The following is a 21,959-nucleotide window of genomic DNA, read 5'->3' as shown; positions in this document are numbered from 1 at the left end:
ATGCGTGTCCGACGTCGCGGCCGTGGACGGCGTGTACCAGGCCATCGAAGAATCTGCCCAGCTGGTCAACGCGACCGGTTCGGGTGACAAGCTCCGGTCGATCCTGACCGCGTACCAGGATGTGCTCGCCCAAGCCGGAATCGTGTTCACGGTGCAGACCGGTGAGCGCAACGCGGGGGAGCTCGACTACACCATCTCGTTCGCGTCGGGCTGCGACGACCCGTACGGAGTCGCCGTGGCGCACGGTTTCGTCGTGCCGACCGGTCACCCTGTCGACAACCTGCTGTCGGATCTCCGAGACCGGTACCCGATCAGCGAGTACATGATCGATTGCGGCGTCGCCGGCGGCTTCAAGAAGGTGTACGCGCACTTTCCGCTGGAGCTACGGACCGTACGCGAGCTGACCGATATCCCGTCGATGCCGCCGGCACTCGCCGCAAACGCCGATCTGCTCGCTCGACACGGTTTCCACGAGGTCGCGATGATCGCGATCGACTACCGGCGGCGGACGATGAACGCGTACTTCACCCGGCTTTCCCCCGCGAGTCTCGACCCCGCCAGTATCCGATCGTTTCTCAGGGAGATCGGGCTGCCGGAGCCGGACGAGGCGTTGGTGGAGTTCGCTGCCCGTTCCTTCCGGGTCAATGTCACCATCGGCTGGGACACACCCGGGATCATGCGGGTCTGTTTCGCCCCGGCGCCCGGACGCGGGCTGCTCGCCGCGGCACCGCCGGCCATCACCGACCGCCTCGGGCCGCACATCGAGAAATTCGTCAGGAACGCGCCCCACTCGTACGGTGGTGCGTCCATAAACTTGTTCGGCGTCAAGTGGACTCCCGAGGGGGAGTGCCTGGACGTCGCATCGTACTACCAGGCATCGCCATTGATGCGGAAGATGTGGATGGCCTTCTACAAGGAAGAGCTCTGAAAGCCATCCTTGCATCGAATCCTTGATTTCCGGGGTGCCAGGCCATTCATACGGCTGCGCCTCGGACTGTTTATCAAACTCCTTGAAAGGCAGGTTCATGTCGAATTCTGAGCGTTCTTCCGCCTCAGGTTCTTCATTACGGCGCAGGTCGCTGCTGTTAGCGGGCGTCGGTGGTGCCTCGACCGTGGGGCTGGCCGCTCTGGGCACGACCGGAGCGGCTGCCGCCGGTCCAGCCACCACCGCCCAAACACCACCTCCGGCGCCTGACTTCAACCTCGACACCGACAACTTCATCCGCGATCTGATCGCGAAGAACGACCGCTCCCTGGTGCAGGAAGTCATCGCTCCGATGGACGTGACCCACCTGGCCCGGGTCACCCATCTGACGACGACGGCCTGGTTCGACGCGGTGGCGCCGTACCACCCCACCGCCGTCGGTGTGCACTCCCGGCTCGGCCGCCGCCCATCCAGCGAGTCCACCACCAACCGGAACAAGAACATCGCCGCCCTGCATGCCTCGTACCAGGTGATGAAGGGGGTGTTGCCGCACCGGGAGCCGCTCTTCCGGGCCATGCTGACCTCGCTGGGCCTCAACCCCGACGACAATTCGTCCGACCAGACCAGCCCGGTCGGCATCGGCAACCTCGCCGGCAAGGCGATCGTCGCGGTGGCCCTCAAGGACGGGATGAACCAGCTGGGCAACGAGGGGGGCCGCAAGTACAACCCGGTCCCCTACGCGGACTACACCGGTTACCAGCCGGTCAACACCGCCTACAGGCTGACCAATCCGTCGCGGTGGCAGCCGCAGCTCGGCCCGCACAGCCGCCGCCTCGGGCCGGCAACGGGTGACCTGGGTGTCTTCACCGTCCAGCAGTTCATCACGCCGCAGATGCGACTGGTGAAGCCGCACACCTACCGGGACCCACGCCAGTTCACGATCGCCGCACCCCAGCATTCCGACCACACCCGGGTGCAGGACTACAAGCGCTCGGTCAACGAGATCCTGGAGGCATCGGCCGCACTCACCGCCGAGCAGAAGGTGATGGCCGAGTTCTTCGACAACAAGCTCCTGGGCATCGGCCTGTCGGTGAACGCCGCTGCCCTCGCCCACGGCCAGCTCGACCTGGACGGCTGGGTCCACCTGTTCATGACCAACTCCGTGGCGATCTACGACGCGTTGATCGCCGCCTGGCACCAGAAGACCGTGTACGACACGGTGCGGCCGTTCAGCGCGGTGAACCACGTCTACGGTCGCACCAAGGTCCGGGCGTGGGGCGGACCGGGCGTCGGTACGGTCAACGACATTCCGGCCAACGAGTGGGTCAGTTACCTGAAGGTCGGTGACCATCCCGAGTACCCGTCCGGGTCCACCACGCTCTGCTCGGCGGAGGCGCAGGCGACGCGGCGCTTCCTCGGCTCCGACGTGCTGAACTGGCGGCATCACGTTGCGGCCGGCTCGACCCTGGTGGAGCCCGGGATCACCCCGGCCACCGACATCGAGCTGCACTTCCCCACCTGGACCGACTTCGTGCAGAAGTGCGCCACCAGCCGGGTGTGGGGCGGGGTGCACTTCGCCAAGACCGTCGAGCGTTCCATCCCGTTCGGGGCGCAGTTCGGCGATCTGGCCTACGAGTGGGTGCAGGGGTACATCCAGGGCACCGCCCAGAGCTGATCACATGCGTCACGGCGGCGGGCCGTGGTGACCCGGCCCGCCGCCCGCGCGGAAACCGCCTGCGAGCGCTCAGCGGAAAGGACGACCGATGCGACAACTCGAGGAGATCAGCGGCCCTGGTGACCTGCGTGACCTGACGCTGGCCGAGGCCGAGCAGCTTGCTGGCGCCATCCGGCGGTTTCTGGTGGAGAAGGTCGGCCGTACGGGCGGGCATCTCGGGCCCAACCTCGGCGTGGTCGAGCTGACGCTGGCCCTGCACCGCGTCTTCGACTCTCCTCGTGACCGGTTGCTGTGGGACACCGGTCACCAGAGTTACGTACACAAGATCCTCACTGGCCGGGCGGCGGCCTTCGACACCCTCCGTCAGCCCGGGGGGCTCTCCGGTTATCCCTCGCGTGCGGAATCGGAGCACGATCTGATCGAGAACAGCCACGCATCGACAGCACTGTCGTACGCCGATGGGCTGGCAAAGGCGTACGAGCTGCGCGGGGTCACAGATCGGGCGGTGGTCGCGGTGATCGGTGACGGGGCGCTGACCGGCGGCATGGCCTGGGAGGCGCTGAACAACATCGCTGCGGCCAGGCACCGCCCGTTGGTCATCGTCGTCAACGACAACGAGCGCTCCTACGCGCCCACAATCGGTGGGCTGGCGGTTCACCTGGCCGCACTCCGCACCGCACCCGGCTACGAGCGTCTCCTGGAACGAGTCCAGACCCAGCTGCCGAACATACCGGTGGTGGGCAGCCCGTTGTACGAGGTGCTGCACGGCGTGAAGAAGGGGCTGAAGGACGTGTTGGCCCCGCAGGGCATGTTCGAGGATCTGGGCCTCAAGTACGTCGGCCCGGTGGACGGCCACGACCTCGCGGCCCTGGAGGCCGCTCTGGCCAGCGCCAAACGTTTCGACGGCCCGGTGCTCGTGCACTGCATCACCGAGAAGGGGCGTGGTCACCTACCTGCCGAACAAGACGAACTGGACCGCCACCACGTGGTTCGCCCTTCGTCTGCGGGAGCGGGGCAGCCGGCCGCCGCGAAAGCGTATCCGTCGTGGACCTCGGTGTTCGGTGCGGAGTTGGTCAGCCTGGCTGCCACCCGGCCGGACATCGTGGCGGTCACCGCCGCGATGCTCGAACCCACCGGGCTGAGTGAGTTCGCCCGGCGCTATCCGGAGCGCACCTTCGACGTCGGAATCGCCGAACAACACGCGATGACCTCGGCGGCCGGCCTCGCCCTCGGCGGCCTGCATCCGGTCGTGGCCGTCTACGCGACCTTCCTGAACCGTGGTTTCGACCAGCTCCTGATGGACGTGGCGCTGCACCGCGCGCCGGTCACCATCGCGCTCGACCGGGCCGGCGTCACCGGCGACGACGGGCCGTCGCACAACGGCATGTGGGACCTGTCGCTGCTCCAGCTTGTTCCCGGCGTACGAGTGAACGCCCCTCGCGATGCCGCCTCGCTGCGTCGCGCCCTGGCCGAGGCGGTGGCGGTCGACGACGGACCCACCGTGATCCGTTACCCGAAGGGTGCCACCGGTCCGGACATCGCGGCCGTGGACACCGACGACGGGTTGGATGTGCTGTTCCGCTCCGGGCGGGCGGACGTGCTGATGGTGGCGGTCGGGCCGATGGCGCCGATCTGTCTCGAGGCGGCCGGCCGTCTGGTGGACGACGGCTACGGGGTGACAGTCGTGGACCCACGGTGGGTCCTACCCGTGCCACGTCGGTTACTGGAACTCGCGCGAGAGCACCGCCTGGTCGCCACGGTCGAGGACAACGGGTGCGCCGGCGGTGTCGGTAGCGCGGTGCGGCACGGGCTGGACCAGCAGGGGTGCTACCTTCCGACACGTCTCTTCGGCCTGCCCCAACGTTTCCTCGACCAGGGCAAGCGGGCCACCCTGCTCGCCGACCACGGACTGAATGCCCGCCACATCGCCGGGACCATCGCTGAGGATCTGCTGGCACTGCGGCACGACGGTGCACAGGACACCGTGGCCGATGGCCGCCTGCGTGCCGAACAGCTGGCGCACTGACCTCCGCTCCGGCGAGCCGGGCACGGCACTGCCGTAGCCGGCTCTCCGATGCACGGGCCGACTACGATTCACATCGGAACGCTTCGCCGGCGGCTAGGCTTCTAGGGAGTTCGCGTGACCAAGGCAGAGGAGTTCGAGCAGCTGCGATCGCTGCTGTTCGCGATCGCCTACCGGATTCTCGGGGTGGTCAGTGAGGCCGAGGACGCGGTGCAGGAGACCTGGCTGCGCTACGAGGCCACCGAGACGCAACCCACATCGACCAAAGCGTTCCTCTCGGCTGTCGTCACCCGCATCTCGATCGATGTCCTGAGATCAGCGCGGGTCCGGCGTGAGGAATACGTGGGGCAGTGGCTTCCCGAGCCGCTGCTCGCGGATCCGTACGAGGACCCGGCGCGGGCGGTGGAACTGGCCGACTCGGTGTCGATGGCCGCCCTGCTGCTGCTCGAACGGCTCAGTCCTGTGGAGCGGGCAGTCTTCGTGTTGCGCGAGGTGTTCGGTTTCGACTTTCGCGAGATCGCCTCCGCGGTCGGGCGGTCCGAGGCGGCGTGCCGTCAGTTCGCGGTGCGGGCGCGACGTCACATGGATGCCGGTCGTCCGCGGTTCGAGGTGAACCGGCGCGCACGCGAGGAGTTGGCGGCGCGGTTCTTCGACGCGCTCCGCGAGGGCGACGTCGACGGCCTACGGGAACTGCTGGCAGCCGACGTGCAGATGGTGGGCGACGGCGGCGGTAAGGCGCCGCAGCTGGGCCGGGACGTCGTCGGTGTGGAGAGCGTGGCCCGGCTGCTCGTGTCGATCTTCCCGTGGTTCGCCCGCATCGGTGTGGAGCTGGAGGAACGCCAGGTGAACGGCAACCCGGGGGCGATCTTCCGTGATCGGGAGAACAAGGTCCTCACCGCTCTGACGCTCGACGTTCTCGACGGGCGGATTCAGAAGATCTGCTCGGTCATCAACCCGGACAAGCTTCGTCACGTCGGGCCGGTCGCTGATGCCTGGGCGCTCAACCGAGAGTTCACCGAGACCAGGCATCGCACCAACTCTGCCACTCCAGAGACACGCCAACCCTGACACGTGATCGTCGAAGCCATCATCTTTACCCGCGCCGGCCGTTGAATTCTTCCGAATACTGGGTGGCCTTTGTTCAAGGAAGTGCCTTCCGACAGGAGTTGGACTCTCGGTTGGTCCCAGCTCTCCTGATCGGAAGGCACTTCCTTTTTTCCGGCCCGGATGGTTCTCGAACTCAGCGCTGATCAGACCTTCTTCTCGCTGAGAGTGTCGAAGGTCGCGGCGACATCGTTGGGATGATAGTAAGTCCCGCCGTTCTGGATGTAGCGACGCCACCGGTACTTGTGTGCATACCGGTATATCGTCCCCTTGGGGACTCGCCAGATGGTGGAGATTTCATCGACCCTGAGGCCGGCCGCGACGGTCTCCCGATTCATGCGGGATTTCCCTGGCTGGCGCGGATCTTGTGGGCGAGTCGCGCCCACTGCGCTGCTGGCCATGAATGGCTGGGGGATTTCGTGCATACAATCTCGGACGCCTGGAAAGTGCTGTCCGGATGAATGACAGCGACGAGTTGCCCGGCGCAGTCGTCGGGGCAGCAAGCTATCTGAACCCGTCTCGTGCCATTCGGGTAGGCGATGCTCCGGGCGGTACGAGTGAGCTCTCGTACCTCATCCGCCAGGTCTGCTGCGGCGTCGTGGCGCGCTAGCCAGGCGACGTGGAGTGCCAGAAAGCGAGCGAGCGTCGGGACATCCCGGACCGGCGGATTCAAGTGGCGTTCGGCGGCGACGAGGCCGGCCCAAGAGGCGAGCACGCTGCGAATCGAAGATCTGATCTCGGTGGCTGCCGGGCTCATGGCGTCAAGTGCGGAGCTTTTCCTGGGCCCCTTCCGGATCGCCAGAACTGATTCCTGTCGTGCGCTCTTATTGCAGTCTTCATAGAGGCCCGGCAGGCGTAGCAGGTCGCTCTTGAGGTGCTCCCGGCAAGAGTTGCAAATGCTGTCTCTGTCATTTATCTGGCTGCGCGCGCGTCCGCTGACCGCGCACGACGCAGATCGACAAAGTTTAACCATGTCGTCCCCCCGACTTGGCATTAACTTGGTGAGAAACCAACGCTCTCCCGTCCGCCTTTGTTGCGGCAGCAACTTTGGTGGATGGAGATCGAGTGAAGCGTGCGGCAGTAAGTTCCATTGCGCAACTTCCCTCCCAGGCTGCTTCAGCCCGACAGTGCCTGTCAAGGGCGCTCCGACATCCACATATTTTGATGTAAAGAGACCCTTTGTGGTTCGCTCGAACCCTTTGCCCGTTCCGCGCGTGGGGGCTAATCCGATAGGAGGTGTCAGCCCTGTTGGCGGGGCGTTGAGCGCCCTGTGATTCAGGTCACATGCCTCAGGTGTCACAGGCCGGAATGCCTACCTCGTCTCGGGTACGAGCCATTCCAACCCAGGAGGCGGAGCATGAAGGTTGTCGTGGTGGGCGCCGGTTACTCCGGTACGCTCGCGGCAAATCGACTGGCGAAGAAGCTGCCCGAGGCGCAGATCACCGTGGTCAACCCGCGGTCCGATTTTGTCGAGCGAGTACGGCTGCATCAGCAGCTCGCGGGCACCGGACGGGCGGCGACCCCTCTTACCGAGATGCTGCGTGAGGGGATTCAGTCACGGCTGGCCTCGGTGCACAAGATCGGCGACGGGATCGTGACTCTCGAGACCGGCAACTCCTTGGAGTTCGACAACCTCTTCCTGGCCGTGGGCAGCACGACCCGCCCGCTGGCGGGCACGATCGCGATCGGCACATGGGAGGGTGCGGAGCAGGCCCGGGCAGCGCTCGGAAGGCTGCCGGCGGGCAGCACGGTCACCGTCATCGGTGCCGGCCTGACGGGCATCGAGACCGCTTCCGAGATCGCGGGCGCCCGTGCGGATCTGCGGGTGCGGCTTGTGGGACAGAGCCTGGCACCGACCTTCGGCGAGGGGGCACAGCGGCGAGTGCGTGCCGGCCTGGAGCGCCTGAATGTGTCGGTGCAGCTGGACACCGTGGAGGAGGTTCGGCCCGACGAGGCCGGGCCCGGCGCGTCCACTGTGCGGTTGGGCTCGGGCGAGGAGTTCAGCTCGGATCTCACGCTGTGGGCCGTCCTCGGTGCTGTTCCCGAGTTGGCCGCGCGCAGTGGTCTACGCGTCGACGCCTCGGGGCGTGCCGTGGTCGACGAACATCTCCGCAGCGTGACCGACTCGCGCGTCTTCGCCATCGGCGATTGCGCCGCCATACCCGGCTCCCGTCAGGCCTGCCAGACCGCAGGTCCTCAGGGCGCGTATGCGGCAGACACCCTGGCTGCCCTCGTCAAGGGCAGCAAGTTGAAGCCCTACTCCCAGGGATACACCGGGACAGCCCTCAGCATCGGCCGGAAAGACGCCGTGATCCAGTTGACCCACCAGGACGACAGCCCCACGCGCTTCTTCCTCACCAACCGTCTGGCGGTGCTGGGCAAGGAGCTTGGCGCCCGCACGGCGAAGCACTGCGCCCGCACCGCCAACATCGCCTGGCGGTCGGGTCCGAAGTGACCTGACCGTCGCATCGGGCCTCGCAATTGTTGGACGACGGTGACCGACGCGGCCCTCCACCGTGTCCGATAAGCACCTGATCCTCCACTCTCGGGACAGCGCCACGTGGACCCGATCGCACCGGGGCGGCGCGCTAACATTGCCGCGTTCTGAGATGGCTGCGGAGACGAGGCTGTATGGGGTGGCTCCAGCGTGTGCTGGGTGGGCGACAGGTCGAGCACGATCCGGGTCGACAGGAGGCGCTGCTGCAGGAGGTCCGGCATCGGTTCGGCATCCGCGTCCAGCTCCGCGCCCGCGATCAGATTGAGGCGATCACGCAGCTGCTGGACAACGAGGACGGTCTCGTCGTCGCGACATGGGTCGTGCGGGAGGTCGCCGACCAGGCTCACACAGACCTGCTGTCTCAAGCCGCCGACCTGCACCGGCGTACCGGTTACCGGCTGATGGTCGATCGCCGCAACTATCGTCCGTTGTGGCGGGAGGCCGGGTCGGAGCTGCGCTGGCCGCTGTTCGATCCCCCGGGCGGCCTGCATCCGTACGTGCAGGTGGTCGCGGCGGCCACCGTGATCGGAAATCGGGCGTCTCGGGTCGTGAAGGCCACCGACCCCGAGCCGGTCCTGTCCTCCGTCTTCGAGCTGTTCGACCTCACCTCTGCCGGTTGGGAGTACGGCCGGGTACGGCCGGACACCGACGGCGCCGAGTTGGCCATGCGGCTGATCGCGGCGGCCCGGGAGATCAACGCGGCGTTGCCGGATCCGCCGCCGCTGCCGCAGTCGGTACGGGAACTGATGCGCCGCAACAACACGGTGCACGTGTACGACCCGGCCGGTGACCGGGTGGTGGGCGGGATCAATCTCGGTGCGGAGCTGAGGCCGGCCCTGCTGTCCTGAGCAGCATGGCTGCTCCGGCCGGTGGCGGGTTCCTCAGGTGAGGGTGGCGCGATCGGCGGCCTGCCGGCCGGATTCCCAGCCCTCGCGGCTGTCCACCCGGCTGGCCCGGGCCCGGATCGTGTGGGGGAAGACCCGCCGCATGGTCTCGCGGATCTGCTCGTCCCGGGAGGCGAGCACCGGCAGCAGGTCGGCCGCGTCGGTCACCCCGTTCTCGTCGCCCCCACCGGTGACCTGTGCCAACGCCAGACGTGCGGCGGTGGCCAGTCGTTCGTCGATCCGCACCGCGAATGCCACCAGGAAGGACCGGCGGAACGCCTTCAGGCGGTGGCGACCGGCCTTGCCGCCCGGTGGCTCGGCTCGGGCCATCGCCCGGTGCGCCTGCACCAGCAGCGAGGTGTAGAGCAGGTCGACTGCGTCGATGTCGGTGTCGAAACCGAAGACCGTGCTGAACGCCAGCTCCGGTGACGAGACCGTGTGGCAACGGTTGGCCCGGGCGACGGCGTCGAGCAGTGACGCCTTCTCCTTCTCGTGCGGGTGGTCCACCCCGATGCGCCGCGCGTACGGCACCACCGGCACCGCGTCACCGCCCCGGGCGGCCAGCAGCGCCTCGTCCAGGCTGTGCCGGGTGACCAGTTCCTGGGCCTTGGCGGTGTACGCCTCCGCCTCTGCCGGGAAGGTCGTCGACTCCGCCTTGGCGAGCAGGGCGCGTACCCGGTCCAGCAGCCGGGCGTCGATCCGGGACGATCCGACGACGCCCGCCCCGTCGGTAGCTGCGGCGGCGGACCCCGGCGGGGGAACGAGCACCTCGATCGGCGGGAGCGTGGCCAGGATGGCGAGCAGACCCAACATCAGATCGAGTACGGCCACCCGGTCGAGCCGCCAGCGGGCCGCGAGTTCGTCGACGTACGCCGCGTCGCTGGTCCACCAGACCCGGGCGTCGAGGTTGTCCGCCTGCGCCAGCCACCGCTCGTCGACCGTGGCCCGGGGAAACAGCCGCAGGTACGCGGCGACCGCGTCGGTCACCAGATCGGCCTGGTGCGGCCGGCCCCGCCGGGCGACCACCCGGTGCAACTCGGCCGGCTGCCACCCACCCCGCCACAGCCGCGTGCACGCCTCGTCCCGCGCGGTCACCAACTCCCGGTCGACCTCGGCCGACGAGGTGACGGTCAGGGCGTCCAGCCCGGATTCGTAGTCGGTGGTCCCGGCGAGAACCGCCCTGATCAATTCCCGCACAGATGTCATCGCCACCAGGCTACGGCGTCCGGACCGGGAGCTTCCGGTGTCCACCTGATCAACGGACGGCCCGGCAGTGTGGGCCGAGGCTCCTACTTCCGCGGTGCGGGGTACGGCGGCGACGCCAACCGGGCCTACGACGCCGGTGTCACCAGCGACAGCGGTGGCATGCCGTGATCCGACTACGCCACAGGTTCCAGCACGACGACAGGGATCTGACGGTCGGACTTCCGCTCGTAGTCGGCGAAGCCAGGATACGCGTCCTTCTGCGCGCTCCAGATCCGGTCCCGTTCGTCGCCGGCGGCGACTCTGGCGACCAGCTCGACCTTGCTCGTACCGATCTCGGCTTGGACCTGGGGATGAGCGAGCAGGTTGTGATACCAGTCGGGATTGGTGGGAGCACCGCCCTTGGACGCGAACACGGCGTAGCCGCCCTCCACCTTCTGGTACATCATCGGGTGCACCCGAGGCTGGCCGCTCTTGGCGCCGACCGTGTGCAACAGCAGCAGCGGCGCGCCGGCGAACTGACCGCCCACCTGTCCACCGTTGGCGCGGAACTCAGCGATGATCTTGTCGTTCCAGTCGCTCATGATTCTCCTTGCCCCGGGCATCGGTCCTTCACCACGATTCTGGCAGTTCCGCCGATGCGGGACACGGCGACGCGCGCCGGGCCCTGGACAGACGCCCAGCCAGGACGAGCAAGCCTCTGGCTGGGCGTTAGGATCAGTTGTCCGTCTTGTAGATCTCGATCAACCAACCGATGATGGCGCGCGCCAGTCCGGCGAACGCCCCTTGCACGGCTGCGGCCGCAAGGGTCAGCCTTTTGCGGTCCGGGGAATTGGAGGGGGTCATGGAGTATCACCTTCTCTGTGTCGGAGTGGGGAATCCGGCGCAGAACCCATAGTCAGGGACGAAAATCGGCGAGTTCCAGAATCTGACAGGATTCGCGCAATCAATTACAGAACCTGACATGCCGGCCCGATGGTGTGGCCTGACGAAAAGTGGCGAGGACGAGAGAGTTTTCATGCCAGGGATCGAACTGCCAGGCGAAGGCCAGCTTCCGCCTGGCCCGCTACGGGCGTTGATAGCGGAAGTCCACGACCTCTACCGGAATTCGGGCAACCCCAGCACTCGCGTGATCAGTTCAGCGATTCAGGGCCGCGATGACTTCCCCGACACGGTGAGCCACGACTTGGTGTCGCTCATCCTGCGGGGCAAGGTGTTGCCCAAGTGGTCGAAGCTGGAGGTGTTGGTTCGATTTCTGGTCGAGCGTTCGGTGCAGCGACCGGACCTGGACGCCACGTTGCGCCGAGTGCACGAGCTGTGGATCTCCGCGGACAAAGAAAAGAAGGAAACCGAAACCGGAAAGATCAGCAAAGAGGAACTCAGGCGCGCCGGTATCGAGGTATCGCGGGATGGCAGCGTGGTGCCGGCGACGAGTGCCGTGGCGCAGAACCTGCAAGAGGAGATGTGGGGTCGCTGGAAGGAGGCCGGGCAGCCCCTGTTCGACTCCACCGGCGGATTGTGGCGCAGCGTCGAGTACGTCCATGACCTGCCGACAATTCCTGTCCCGCCGCCGGGCACCGCATTGTTGGTCGTCCGTTACGGCGCTTTTCGCGGAAGCTGGTATCCACTCATCCCGGGCCGGAGGATCATCATCGGTCGGCATCCGGAGTGCGAGATCGCGCTGGATGACAATACCGTTTCGCGGAGACACGCCGAAATCAACACCAGGGGAGTCGACTTCGCGGTCAGAGACGTTGGTAGCACGAATGGCACCTGGCTGAATCGCGAGCGGCTGGCCGAGGAGGCCATTTTGCGGCCAGGCGACGAGTTGCAGACCGGGAAGTTCAGGTTCGCCTTCCTGGCACCGCGCCAGGACGACGATGTCTCGTAGGAAACGTCTAGCCCTCAGGGACGATACGCGCGGCGGCCGTGGCGATGCCGGGTTTCGCGACCGGCACGGCGGGGGTAGAGGTGACACCGCTCACCACCCACTCCTAAGGAGACTGCCATGTCGGTGCAGGCGTTCCTCTATATCGTCGCGGTGATCCTGCTCGTGCTCGCCGCGTTGCCTCTGCCCACCCGGGGTGTCTCGCTCGCCCTGCTCGGCGCGGCGTGCGCCCTGCTGGCCTACGCCTGGCCGGTGATCACCGACTAGCTGCCGCGGGTACGGGCGCGCCTCGACTAACCTCGCCGCCGTGGACACTGCGGAGATCGATGCACCAGTCGTCGGGATCACCGTCTATCCGGACCGGGCCCGGGTCACCCGGCGCGGCGGCACCCGACTGGCCGCCGGCCAGCACCGGGTGCGCGTCGCGCCGCTCCCGCTCGGCCTGCGGCGGGACTCGGTCCGGGTCGGCGGTCGGGGCGCGGCCACCGTGCTCGGCGTGGACGTGACCACCTGGCGGCAGGCCCGCAGCACCGACGCGCAGGTCGTCGGGCTGGAGCAGCGGCGTCGTGAGCTGGCCGACGAGTTGGCCGAGGTCGACGACGCGGACGGGATCGAGGAGCAGCGCGGGGAGTTCCTCACCCGGCTGGCCGAGCGGGCCGGTGGCACGTACGCCCGTGCGCTTGCCGCCGGCGACGCCGCGCCGAGCGACGTGGCCGCCTTCACCGACTCGGTGGCCGCTCAGCTCGCCGACTCGCGTGCCCGGCGGCGCGGGCTGGCCCGGCGGCGCACCGAGCTGACGGAGGAGTTGGCGGCGGTCGGGCGCGACCTCGACGCCGCGCACGGCAAGCGGGAGCCGGACCGGCTGGCCGCCGAGGTGATCGTGGCCGTGGAGGTCGACGACGCCGAGGTCGAGCTGGAGCTGACCTACCTGGTGGACGGGGCCCGGTGGCAACCCTCCTACGATCTGCGGCTGGTCGACGACACCATGACCGTCACCTGGTTCGGGGTGGTCAGCCAGAGCACCGGGGAGGACTGGCCGGAGTGCGAACTTCGGCTCTCCACCGCCCGGCCGGCGGCGACGGCAGGCGTACCCGAACTCTCGCCCTGGTATCTCGACCGGCTCCGGCCGCCAGCGCCGCGCGTGATGGCGGCGGAGGCGCTGGTCGGGATGCCGGCACCCGCCGCGGCCCCGGCCGGTGGCCCGGCCCGTGCCGCGGCGGCCCGACCGAAGCTGCGGGAGAGCGTCGCCGAGGTCGAGCAGGGGGTCAGCGCGGCCACCTACCTACCGTCGCGGCCGGTGGCGGTGCCGGCCGACGGCGCCGCGCACCGGGCCACCATCGCCGTGCTGGAACTGCCGGCCCAGCTGGACCACGTCACCGCACCGGTCCGCGCCGCCGAGGCGCATCTGCGGGCCACGGTACGCAACACCTCCGCGCACACGTTGCTGCCCGGCCCGGCTGCGGTGTTCCACGACGCCGACTTCGTCGCGTCCACCCGGCTGCCGATGTGGGCACCGGGTGAGCAGAGCGAGTTGGCGCTCGGGGTGGACGACCGGCTCCGGGTGCAGCGGAAGCTGCATCGGCGTGCCGAGACCAGGGCCACGCTCGGGTCGACCCGGCGGCGGGAGGTGGAGTACCGCATCACCGTGGACAACCACACGCCCCGCCCGGTGACGGTCGAGGTACGTGATCAGCTCCCGGTGTCGCGCGACGAGGCGGTGGTGGTGCGGGAGACGACAGTCGTGCCGCCGCCGGACGAGCGTACCGAGCTGGGTGAGCTGACCTGGCGGCTGTCGCTCGCGCCGGGGGAGAGCGGTGAGATCGGGTGGGGCTTCCGGGTGGAACTGGCCAAGGGTGTCGAGCTGACCGGCTGGCGGGAGTAGGCGCAGGCCCCTCTCGCGCCGCCTCGGCGCACATCCGATAGAAGTGGCGCGCGAAGTGTCGGGTGGTCGGCACCGAGATCACCTGATCATGGGCGCATGGACGACACGACGTTGGTATCCCGCTTTCTTCGCGACGGCTTCGTGAAACTGGAGGGTGCTGTCGCGCCGCGGGTTGCCGCGGACTGCGCGCGACTGCTGTGGCGGGAGACGGGCTGCGACCCGGACGACCCGGCGACGTGGACGAAGCCCGTGCACTGGGTGGGCGGATTGGCCCAGGGGCCGTTCGCCGCCGCACCCAACTCGCCGTTTCTCCATCACGCGTACGACCTGCTGGTCGGCGCGGGACGCTGGGAGCCCCGCTACTCGCTTGGTTCGTTCCCGCTGCGCTTCCCGCACCACGAGGAGCCGAACGACGCGGGCTGGCACATCGAGGGCAGTTATCTGCCGGAGGGCGAGACCTGGCACTTCACGAATGTGCGCTCCCGGGACCGGGCGCTGCTGATGCTGTTCCTGTTCAGCGAGGTCGGCGAGGAGGACGCCCCGACCCGGATCCGGGTCGGCTCACACCTCGACGTGCCGAAGGTGCTGGAGAAGTACGGCGAGGAGGGGGCGAGCGTGCTGGACCTCGCGCCCGAACTGGTGGCGGCGTCCGACCACCGGCCGCTCGCCCTCGCCACCGGATCACCGGGCGACGTCTTCCTGTGTCATCCGTTCCTGGTGCACGCGGCGCAGCCGCACCATGGGACGAGGCCGCGTTTCCTGGCCCAGCCGCCACTGATGCCGGCCGTACCGTACGAACTGGAGCGGGCCGACGGCGCGTACTCACCTGTGGAGATCGCGATCCGCCGAGGTCTCGGACTGGACCCCGCCGCCACGGACGGAGGTGGCACCGACGATAGTGCCGGGTAGCCGCGGCAGTCGCGGCACGGGTGACCGAGGTACGGGAGGCGGGGGCGACGGTGGGTCTGCGGGTCAGTGGCCGCAATGCGCGGTTCCAGCAGTGGGAAGCTCTCCTGCACAACCGGAACAAGCGGCAGCGCCGCGGCGAGTTCCTCGTGCAGGGCGTACGCCCGATCGCCATGGCCGTCGAACACGGCTGGCAGATCCGGGAGTTGCTCTACGACAGCAGCGCTCAGCTGTCGAGCTGGGCCCGTGAGGTCCTGGACACGGTCCGGGCCGAGAAGGTCGCCGTCTCCCGGGATCTGATGCACGAGCTGGGAGGTAAGGCGGAGAGCGTTCCCGAGCTGCTGGCCGTGGTCGCGTTGCCGGCGGACGACCTGAGCCGCATCCCGGTCGGGCCGACCATGCACACCGTCGTCTTCGACCGGCCCACCAGCCCCGGCAACATCGGGACCCTGGTCCGGTCCGCGGACGCCTTCGGTGCCTCCGGCGTCATCGTCACCGGCCATGCCGCCGATGTGTACGACCCGAAGGCGGTCCGGGCGAGCACCGGTTCGCTGTTCGCGCTACCCGTGGTCCGGGTGCCCGCACACCAGGCCGTGCTGTCCTGGGTCGCCGACGTCCGCGCCGACGGCATCGGCATGAGCATCGTGGGAACCGATGAGCACGGTGCACGGGACGTCGCCGAGTACGACTTCACCCGACCCACGCTGACCCTGATCGGCAACGAGACCACGGGTCTCAGCTCCGGTTGGCGTGCGGCCTGCGACCAGCTCGTCCGGATCCCGATGTCCGGGGCCGCCAGCTCCCTGAACGCGGCGACCGCCGCGACCGTCGTGCTGTACGAGTCGGCACGCCAGCGGAGCGCTACCGCCCGCCGGTAGCGCTCCGGCCGGTCCCTCGACCAGACCAGGATGTCTTCCTAGGACGCTTTACGCGTGGTGTCCTGGCTCCTGCGCGTGGTGTCCTGGCTTCCCGACCTGGCGAATTCCGCTGGTCAGCTCAGCGTGAAGGTCACGTCGTCGACGTCGAAGGCGGTGACGCCGTTGCCGGCCGTCTCGCTGGCGAGGAAACTGACGGTCGCGGTGCGCTCGGTCGTCGCCGTCCCGGTCGACATGCTGTACTGCCGCCACTGCGCCCCACCGTCGAAGGCCAACGAGAATCTCGTCTTCGGGGGGATCCCGGTGACCGCCAGCCCGACGTTGAGGTAGTCGCCGCGACTGATCTCCGTGGTGGTGGTCCGGACCCAGAAGCGGACCGTCAGCTCGCAGTCGGCCGGCACCGTGACCGTGGTGCGCAGCAGGTCGGTGTGCGTCACGTCCAGCCCGGCGAAGGTGGCGTACGCGCGGCCGCTGTGCGCCGGCCGGGTCGGGTCACCGAGCACGATGATGCGGGGGCCGGCGGTCCAGCCGGTGGTGCCGCGTTCGAACCCCGGGTTCGCGTGGATCTGCCCGGTGCAGGGTGCGTCGGCCGCTGGCGGGGCGTAGGGCGCGCTGCCCGTGGTCAGTAGTAGCAGGGCCGCAGAGACGGTGGTGGCGAAGCCCTTCATCAGTCCTCCCGTGCCATTGCATTGGAGATTGTCGATATAAATTGACAGTGTGTGATGGGCGTCGGCGCGTCAAGGCTTTCCCGCAGGCCCGGTTGACCTCAACCTGGGTGCAGGTGTTTCCCTGTGGTCATGAATCTTGACGGCCTGCGGGTCGCCATCACCGGCGCCGCGCGTGACACGGGACGACTCCTGGCCGAGGCCTTCGCCGAGCGTGGCGCACAGGTCTTCCTGTCGGCCCGCGACCTCTCCGCAGCCGAGCACGTCGCGGACGTGATCAACAGGCGGGGGCCGGGTCAGGCGGAGGCGTTCCGTTGCGACCTCGCCGTGCCGCATTCCGTGCGGACGTTCGCCGCCGCGCTGGCCGACCGGACGGACCATCTCGATGTGCTCGTCAACAACGGCGCGTCCTATCTCGACGGCAGCGATCTGGGTGACGCCACGGACGGCGAGATCGAAGTGGTGCTGGCGGCGGGTGGCACCGGCACGATGTTGGTGACCAGGCATCTGCTGCCGCTGCTGCGGGCGTCGACGCGGCCCGACATCGTCAACATGATCTCCGCCTGCGGCGAGACGGGGCACCACCGCTCGGCGGCGCATCCCGCGTTCTACGCCGCCAAACACGCCCACGCCGGGCTGGCGGAGATCCTGTCGTACCGGCTGCGGCCGGCGGGGATCCGCGTGATCTCACTTTTTCCACCGGACTTCGTGCAACAGGGGCCCCGGCAGGCGGAGCACGACCTCACCGCGCGGTCGGTCGTCGACTGTGTGCTCTTCGCCGTCGGTCAGCCGCGGGACTGCTTCATCCGCGAGTTCCACTTCGAGCAGGTCCGGCAGGCACAGCCCTGAACGTGGCGAGAACCCGGTCGCGCCGGCCAGCGGATCCCCTGAGCGGATCAGCATCCGCTCAGGGGATCACGGCGGGGACCGGCCGGCGGTCCGGGCAGGTCAGGGCAGCGTCACCGTTGCCTCGTTGCCCGGCATCCGGGTCACGCTGGGCAGCTGCTGCGGCACTGCCTCGGCCGAGCGGCTGTTCGTCTCGCTGGTCGGGCACATCGCGGTGAGCAGGAACGTCTGCCAGGCGATGTCGATCGGGTGCGGATCAGGCAGACCGATCTGGTAGTGGCTGAGGTTGATCCCGGACGACACCTGGCGAGTACCGTCCCGGCTGTGCAGCGAGTACGTCAGGTGGCCGATGACCGCTCCATCGTGGCCCCAGAACTCACCGCACGGGGTCCGCAGCGAGTAGATGCCGAGGCCGTAGCCGGCGGCTTCGGGCAGGTCCGGCAGCATCGGCACCACGTCGAGCATCTCGTCGAGGGTGGCCTGGCTGAGCAGGTCGCCGCGGAGCAGCGCCCGGAAGAACGTGTTCAGGTCCGCCGTGGTGGAGATCATCTCGCCTGCCGTCCACGCCCAGCTCATGTTGAACTCGCTGAGGTCGCGGGCCCCGAACGAGGCGAAGTAGGCGCCACCGTGCGGGCCTCGGATCGTCGGATCGGTGCCGGGGAAGGAGGTTCCGGTGAGCTTCAGTGGCCGCAGGATACGCCGCTGCACCTCGGCCGCCGCACCGTTGCCAGTGACCTTTTCGATCAACAGTCCGGCCAGGAGGTAGTTGGTGTTCGAGTAGCTGAAGCGGGCGCCGGGGGCGTTTGTCGGCGGCATGGCCAGGCCCATGGCGACCAGGTCCGCCGGAGCGTACGTGGTGACCTGCATCCGGTTGATCGCCGCGTACGAGTCGATCATCGCGTTGGTGTAGTTGCCGATGCCGCTCGTGTGGTTCAGCAGCATCCGGACGGTGACCTGGGCACCGGGTTCACCCGGCACGAGGTCGGGCAGCCACGTGCCGATCGGGTCGTCGAGGCCCAGCCGGCCCTCGTCGACGAGCTGGAGCACGGTGGTGGCGATGAACGTCTTGGTGATGCTGCCGATGCGGTGCCGCATCTCGGGCTTCATCGGTTGGGGCTTGGTCAGGAAAGCCTGGCCGGCGGCGTCACGCCACTCGTGCCGGCCGTCGCGCACGGCGGCCAGCGCGCCTGGCGCGCCGGCTTCGGGCACCGCGGCGAGTGCGGCGCGCAACTCGGCGCGATCCAGACCGCCGGCGGACGCGTCGGGCTGCGCGGCGGCGGATGCGGGTACGACAGCGATCGTGGCCACCAGCGTGACGCTGGTGGCCACGCTCTTCAGTGTCCGAAAGATACTAGACATATTTACATGTTCGTGGAGTCATCGGTCGAACGCATCCTGCTCAGGCGCTAGATGCGACTCCCACTGCGGGGGGAGCCGGCTCCCCCCGGGGGCTATCGCGGTGGGCGTCCGCTTGGCTGCGGTGGGCGCGGCACGTGGTGCAGGGTGACGGATTGACAGTGCTCGGGTGGGCGGACGAGACTGGCGCGACAACTGAACAGCCGCGTGTGCGTGCGGGGGAAGTCCGGTCGAAGTCCGGCGCTGGCCCGCAACGGTAGGCCGCCGGGGTCATTCCTGGTGGCGAGCCCGAATACCTGCCGTACCCGCGATTTCCTGCTCCTCACCCGTCGTGGCCCACGGGTCGGAGGCCGGCCAGCCACGGCACCGCCGGGGCGGGTCGGGTTTCTGACGACCGCCGGGCCGGAAAGGCGCTTCCGATGGTCGTTCGCCTGAGCCGGCACCGCCTGCCCGCTCTGCTCTGCGGCATGCTCGCCGCCCTCACACTCGTCACCCCGGCGGCAGCCGCCCCCGTTCCGGCCGGTGCCGTCCGCGCGGACGCGGCCGCTGGCTGGTTGGCCCGCCACCTTGTCGACGGGGAACGCTTCGAGGCCGTCTTCGACGGCGTCGCGTACCCGGACCAGGGGTTGGCCCTCGATGCGGTCTTCGCGTTCGCCGCCGCGGATGTCGCCGACGATTTCGGCGCGCGGGCGCTGGCCTGGGTGACCCGGCCGGACGTCCGGGACGGGTACGTCGGTGACGGTGTCACCGAGGCGTACGCCGGCGCGACCGCCAAGCTGGCCCTCGCCGTCGCGGTGCGTGGCGGCGACCCGACCGACGTCGGGGGAGTGGATCTCATCGCCCGGCTGCGGTCGCTCCAGTCGCCCGGTGGCCGGTTCGCCGACCTGTCGGCGTGGGGTGACTTCAGCAACGCGTTCAGCCAGTCCTTCGCCATTCTCGCGTTGAACCGCAGCGCGCAGGGTGTGCCGGCGGTCGCCGCCGAATGGCTGGCCGGCACCCGGTGCCCGGACGGCGGTTATCCGCTGCTGCCGGCGCAGCCGGTCTGTGTCTCCGAGGTGGACGCCACCGCCGTCGCGGTACAGGCGTTGCGGGCCGCCGGCCGGTGGGCCGATGCCGCGGCTGGGCTGGGCTGGTTGGTTTCCGTGCAGCGTGCTGACGGTGGATTCACCAACGCGGACGGGACCGCGAACGCCAACAGCACCGGTCTGGCGGCGCAGGCGCTGCGCGCCGGTGGACGACCGCTGGCCTGGGCGCGGGCCCGGGTGTTCCTGGCCGGTCTGCAGGTCGGCTGCGCCGCACCGGTAGTCGATCGGGGCGCTGTCGACTTCGACGGCGGCGTCTTCGACCCCGCTACCGCCACCCGGGCCACCGCCCAGGCCGTTCTCGGGCTGACCGGCACCGGATACGCAGAGCTTTCCCGCGCCACCGCGACCACCGGCGCTCCCACCTTTCCCTGCCACTGACCGGCGACAGATCTCGTTCCACCCGAAGGAGTGCTCATGTCCCGTGTCCATAATCCCGTCCGTCGGTGGCTCGCGAGCATCGTGGCGGCGGCTGTCGTCGCCGTCGGGCTGATCGCTGCCGAACCGTCTCCACCAGCCGCGCAGGCCGCCGCCTGCACCGGGACGTCCGGGGTGACAGTGGTGGTCGACTACGGCCCGCTCGGCGGCGGTGTCCAGGTCGGCTGCGCGCTCGGTGACCCGGCCACCGGGCTGGCCGCCATCCAGGGCGCCGGTTTCACCGTGGCCGGTACCCAACGGTGGGGGTTGGCCTTCGTCTGCCGGATCAACGGGCAGCCGACCGCCGCGACCGAACCCTGCATCAACACTCCGCCGGCCAGTGCGTACTGGTCGTACTGGCACGCCTCCGGCAGCGGTGCCGCCTGGACCTACAGCACGCTGGGAGCGGGCAGCTACGACCCGGCCCCCGGCAGCGTCGAGGGCTGGTCCTTCGGTGCCGGTGCGGCACCCAGCATCACCGCCCCCTGACCTGCCGGTGTCGACCGGAACCCAGAGCTTTCACCGACCGCTCTGCGAAAGGCACCCCTCATGCCCACCTTTGCACTCCGGCGCGTCGGCGTCGGTCTCGGCGTCGCCACCGCCACGGCGCTCGCCGTCATCGCGGCCACACCCCTCGGCGGGGTCGCCGCGCCATCCCCGCCCCACACCGCCGCTGCGCGTGACGCCGCGCGCTGGCTCGCCGGCGAGTACGCCGACGGGGTGCTGCCGGGCCCGTTCGGTGGCGCGGACTGGGGGTTGAGCATCGACGGGGCGATCGCCCTCGCGGCCACCGGGGTGGCCGGCTCGACCCGGCAGGCGGCGACGGCCCAGATCGCGGCGCACGTCCGGTCCTACAACAGCTACGACGACTGGGGCATCACGGGCTTCACCGACGGCGGTGCCACCGCGAAGCTGCTCTACGTCGCCTCCGCCGTCGGCGCCGACCCCACTGATTTCGGCGGTTGGGACCTGCGTGCGGAGACCCTGAGCCTGATCGCCGGGGCGGACAGCGGTCACCAGCACGGTCGGATCACCAGCCGCACCACCGCGGAAAGTGGCTCGGATCCGAGCAACACCTTCGACCAGTCCTTTGCTGTCCTGGGTCTGGTCCGCAGCGGTGGCGTACCGCAGGAGAGCGTCGACTTCCTGATCCGGCAGCAGTGCGCGGTGGGTGGCTTCCGGCTCTATCCCGACGCCGACGGCGCGCCGTCGGCGTCCTGCGACGCCCAACGCAACGCCACGCTCGACGTCGACTCGACCGCGATGGCGGTGCAGGCACTGCTCGCGAGCGACGCCACAGGTGCCGACGAGGCGGCGCAGCGCGGCGCGGACTGGCTGGTGGCGCAGCAGGGCGCCGACGGATCGTTCGGCGGATCGGGACCGACGAGCGGCGCGAACTCCAACAGCACCGGACTGGCCGGGCAGGCACTGGCCGCGGCCGGACGCGACGCCGAGGCGGCGCGGGCCGCGCAGGCCCTGGCGGCGTTGCAGCTCACCGCCGGCAACGGGGGCGCCGCGGCAGCGGAGGCCGGTGCCATCGCCTACCACGCCGCCACCCTGGCCGAGGCGGTCACGAACGGGATCGGCGAGAACTTCCGGGACCAGTGGCGTCGGGCCACCGCCCAGGCACTGCTCGGGTTGGCCCAGGTGCCGCTGGGCCGGATCGGCCTCGACCCGCCGCCCTCCGGCGAACCCACCCCGACGGGCTCGCCGAAGCCGACCGGTTCACCC

Annotated in this window: 21 protein-coding genes and 1 riboswitch; of the genes, 15 read left to right on the top strand and 6 right to left on the bottom strand. The window is 69.1% G+C overall.

What is annotated here, in order from left to right:
• The first annotated feature begins 4 nt into the window (after positions 1–4).
• The 4 genes from C1I93_RS02175 to C1I93_RS02160 all read left to right on the top strand — a co-directional run bounded on the left by C1I93_RS02175 (position 5) and on the right by C1I93_RS02160 (position 5,691).
• Positions 5–928 carry an aromatic prenyltransferase gene (locus C1I93_RS02175; protein ID WP_181444979.1) on the top strand — a complete coding sequence of 308 codons (924 nt, stop codon included), beginning with the start codon at positions 5–7 and terminating at the stop codon, positions 926–928.
• A 184-nt stretch (positions 929–1,112) separates the two neighbouring features.
• The gene (locus C1I93_RS02170) at positions 1,113–2,600 is read left to right on the top strand and encodes a DUF6851 domain-containing protein (RefSeq protein ID WP_212808405.1); all 1,488 of its coding nucleotides are present in this window, start codon (positions 1,113–1,115) and stop codon (positions 2,598–2,600) included.
• 88 nt (positions 2,601–2,688) lie between these two features.
• The gene (gene dxs / locus C1I93_RS02165; protein ID WP_111241497.1) at positions 2,689–4,626 is read left to right on the top strand and encodes a 1-deoxy-D-xylulose-5-phosphate synthase; all 1,938 of its coding nucleotides are present in this window, start codon (positions 2,689–2,691) and stop codon (positions 4,624–4,626) included.
• 114 nt (positions 4,627–4,740) lie between these two features.
• Positions 4,741–5,691: an RNA polymerase sigma-70 factor gene (locus C1I93_RS02160; RefSeq protein WP_111241496.1), complete on the top strand. Its 951-nt coding sequence runs from the start codon at positions 4,741–4,743 to the stop codon at positions 5,689–5,691.
• A 182-nt stretch (positions 5,692–5,873) separates the two neighbouring features.
• Here the strand turns inward: C1I93_RS02160 and C1I93_RS02155 are convergent, their stop codons facing one another.
• A complete protein-coding gene (locus tag C1I93_RS02155) occupies positions 5,874–6,065 on the bottom strand; it encodes a hypothetical protein (protein WP_111241495.1) in 192 nt (63 codons plus the stop codon).
• A gap of 1,019 nt (positions 6,066–7,084) precedes the next feature.
• On the opposite strand from C1I93_RS02155, the gene C1I93_RS02145 reads away from it, so the two are divergent.
• A complete protein-coding gene (locus C1I93_RS02145) occupies positions 7,085–8,182 on the top strand; it encodes an NAD(P)/FAD-dependent oxidoreductase (protein ID WP_111241493.1) in 1,098 nt (365 codons plus the stop codon).
• 176 nt (positions 8,183–8,358) lie between these two features.
• Positions 8,359–9,072 carry a hypothetical protein gene (locus C1I93_RS02140; protein WP_111241492.1) on the top strand — a complete coding sequence of 238 codons (714 nt, stop codon included), beginning with the start codon at positions 8,359–8,361 and terminating at the stop codon, positions 9,070–9,072.
• A gap of 33 nt (positions 9,073–9,105) precedes the next feature.
• Here C1I93_RS02140 and C1I93_RS02135 read toward each other — a convergent pair whose 3' ends face one another.
• The 3 genes from C1I93_RS02135 to C1I93_RS32210 form a co-directional block, all read right to left on the bottom strand.
• Positions 9,106–10,314, bottom strand: coding sequence for a DUF2786 domain-containing protein (locus tag C1I93_RS02135; RefSeq protein WP_181444977.1), 1,209 nt, complete (start codon positions 10,312–10,314; stop codon positions 9,106–9,108).
• Positions 10,315–10,487: 173 nt separating this feature from the next.
• A complete protein-coding gene (locus tag C1I93_RS02130; protein WP_111241490.1) occupies positions 10,488–10,895 on the bottom strand; it encodes a nitroreductase family deazaflavin-dependent oxidoreductase in 408 nt (135 codons plus the stop codon).
• 133 nt (positions 10,896–11,028) lie between these two features.
• Positions 11,029–11,157, bottom strand: a complete 129-nt coding sequence (locus tag C1I93_RS32210) for a hypothetical protein (RefSeq protein WP_258378251.1) — start codon at positions 11,155–11,157, stop codon at positions 11,029–11,031.
• A 172-nt stretch (positions 11,158–11,329) separates the two neighbouring features.
• Between C1I93_RS32210 and C1I93_RS31890 the strand changes: the two genes are divergently transcribed.
• The 5 genes from C1I93_RS31890 to C1I93_RS02110 all read left to right on the top strand — a co-directional run bounded on the left by C1I93_RS31890 (position 11,330) and on the right by C1I93_RS02110 (position 15,865).
• On the top strand, positions 11,330–12,202 hold the full coding sequence (locus tag C1I93_RS31890; RefSeq protein WP_212808406.1) for an FHA domain-containing protein: 873 nt from the start codon (positions 11,330–11,332) through the stop codon (positions 12,200–12,202).
• Between the two features lie 117 nt (positions 12,203–12,319).
• Complete coding sequence (locus C1I93_RS31325; RefSeq protein ID WP_181444976.1) at positions 12,320–12,466, top strand: hypothetical protein; 147 nt, start codon at positions 12,320–12,322, stop codon at positions 12,464–12,466.
• Between the two features lie 40 nt (positions 12,467–12,506).
• Positions 12,507–14,081 carry a DUF4139 domain-containing protein gene (locus C1I93_RS02120; RefSeq protein WP_111241489.1) on the top strand — a complete coding sequence of 525 codons (1,575 nt, stop codon included), beginning with the start codon at positions 12,507–12,509 and terminating at the stop codon, positions 14,079–14,081.
• Positions 14,082–14,177: 96 nt separating this feature from the next.
• The gene (locus tag C1I93_RS02115; RefSeq protein WP_111241488.1) at positions 14,178–14,990 is read left to right on the top strand and encodes a phytanoyl-CoA dioxygenase family protein; all 813 of its coding nucleotides are present in this window, start codon (positions 14,178–14,180) and stop codon (positions 14,988–14,990) included.
• Between the two features lie 20 nt (positions 14,991–15,010).
• The gene (locus C1I93_RS02110) at positions 15,011–15,865 is read left to right on the top strand and encodes a TrmH family RNA methyltransferase (RefSeq protein WP_223256390.1); all 855 of its coding nucleotides are present in this window, start codon (positions 15,011–15,013) and stop codon (positions 15,863–15,865) included.
• 113 nt (positions 15,866–15,978) lie between these two features.
• On the opposite strand, the gene C1I93_RS02105 is transcribed toward C1I93_RS02110, so the two are convergent.
• A complete protein-coding gene (locus tag C1I93_RS02105) occupies positions 15,979–16,530 on the bottom strand; it encodes a hypothetical protein (RefSeq protein ID WP_111241487.1) in 552 nt (183 codons plus the stop codon).
• 129 nt (positions 16,531–16,659) lie between these two features.
• Between C1I93_RS02105 and C1I93_RS02100 the strand changes: the two genes are divergently transcribed.
• Positions 16,660–17,376 carry an SDR family oxidoreductase gene (locus C1I93_RS02100; protein WP_111241486.1) on the top strand — a complete coding sequence of 239 codons (717 nt, stop codon included), beginning with the start codon at positions 16,660–16,662 and terminating at the stop codon, positions 17,374–17,376.
• 99 nt (positions 17,377–17,475) lie between these two features.
• On the opposite strand, the gene C1I93_RS02095 is transcribed toward C1I93_RS02100, so the two are convergent.
• Positions 17,476–18,702: a serine hydrolase domain-containing protein gene (locus tag C1I93_RS02095; RefSeq protein ID WP_223256394.1), complete on the bottom strand. Its 1,227-nt coding sequence runs from the start codon at positions 18,700–18,702 to the stop codon at positions 17,476–17,478.
• A gap of 223 nt (positions 18,703–18,925) precedes the next feature.
• A riboswitch (cobalamin riboswitch) is annotated at positions 18,926–19,046 on the top strand.
• A 102-nt stretch (positions 19,047–19,148) separates the two neighbouring features.
• Between C1I93_RS02095 and C1I93_RS02090 the strand changes: the two genes are divergently transcribed.
• The 3 genes from C1I93_RS02090 to C1I93_RS02080 form a co-directional block, all read left to right on the top strand.
• The gene (locus tag C1I93_RS02090; RefSeq protein WP_111241484.1) at positions 19,149–20,192 is read left to right on the top strand and encodes a prenyltransferase/squalene oxidase repeat-containing protein; all 1,044 of its coding nucleotides are present in this window, start codon (positions 19,149–19,151) and stop codon (positions 20,190–20,192) included.
• Positions 20,193–20,222: 30 nt separating this feature from the next.
• The gene (locus tag C1I93_RS02085) at positions 20,223–20,717 is read left to right on the top strand and encodes an SCO2322-related protein (protein WP_181444975.1); all 495 of its coding nucleotides are present in this window, start codon (positions 20,223–20,225) and stop codon (positions 20,715–20,717) included.
• 60 nt (positions 20,718–20,777) lie between these two features.
• Positions 20,778–21,959, top strand: a 1,182-nt coding sequence (locus tag C1I93_RS02080; RefSeq protein ID WP_111241483.1) for a prenyltransferase/squalene oxidase repeat-containing protein, incomplete at its 3' end; no start/stop codon positions are given.

Source organism: Micromonospora endophytica, assembly GCF_003236305.1.
Classification (GTDB): Bacteria; Actinomycetota; Actinomycetes; order Mycobacteriales; family Micromonosporaceae; genus Micromonospora; species Micromonospora endophytica.
Note: the sequence above shows the minus strand (reverse complement) of the source record. Positions and strands in the feature narration are given on the sequence as shown.

Coding starts and splice junctions, on each gene's coding strand:
- C1I93_RS02135 (WP_181444977.1), bottom strand. CDS start 10,314: ATGACATCTGTGCGGGAATTGATCAGGGCGGTTCTCGCCGGGACCACC.
- C1I93_RS02145 (WP_111241493.1), top strand. CDS start 7,085: ATGAAGGTTGTCGTGGTGGGCGCCGGTTACTCCGGTACGCTCGCGGCA.
- dxs (WP_111241497.1), top strand. CDS start 2,689: ATGCGACAACTCGAGGAGATCAGCGGCCCTGGTGACCTGCGTGACCTG.
- C1I93_RS02155 (WP_111241495.1), bottom strand. CDS start 6,065: ATGAATCGGGAGACCGTCGCGGCCGGCCTCAGGGTCGATGAAATCTCC.
- C1I93_RS02140 (WP_111241492.1), top strand. CDS start 8,359: ATGGGGTGGCTCCAGCGTGTGCTGGGTGGGCGACAGGTCGAGCACGAT.
- C1I93_RS31325 (WP_181444976.1), top strand. CDS start 12,320: ATGTCGGTGCAGGCGTTCCTCTATATCGTCGCGGTGATCCTGCTCGTG.
- C1I93_RS02115 (WP_111241488.1), top strand. CDS start 14,178: ATGGACGACACGACGTTGGTATCCCGCTTTCTTCGCGACGGCTTCGTG.
- C1I93_RS02130 (WP_111241490.1), bottom strand. CDS start 10,895: ATGAGCGACTGGAACGACAAGATCATCGCTGAGTTCCGCGCCAACGGT.
- C1I93_RS32210 (WP_258378251.1), bottom strand. CDS start 11,157: ATGACCCCCTCCAATTCCCCGGACCGCAAAAGGCTGACCCTTGCGGCC.
- C1I93_RS31890 (WP_212808406.1), top strand. CDS start 11,330: ATGCCAGGGATCGAACTGCCAGGCGAAGGCCAGCTTCCGCCTGGCCCG.
- C1I93_RS02105 (WP_111241487.1), bottom strand. CDS start 16,530: ATGAAGGGCTTCGCCACCACCGTCTCTGCGGCCCTGCTACTACTGACC.
- C1I93_RS02100 (WP_111241486.1), top strand. CDS start 16,660: ATGAATCTTGACGGCCTGCGGGTCGCCATCACCGGCGCCGCGCGTGAC.
- C1I93_RS02090 (WP_111241484.1), top strand. CDS start 19,149: ATGGTCGTTCGCCTGAGCCGGCACCGCCTGCCCGCTCTGCTCTGCGGC.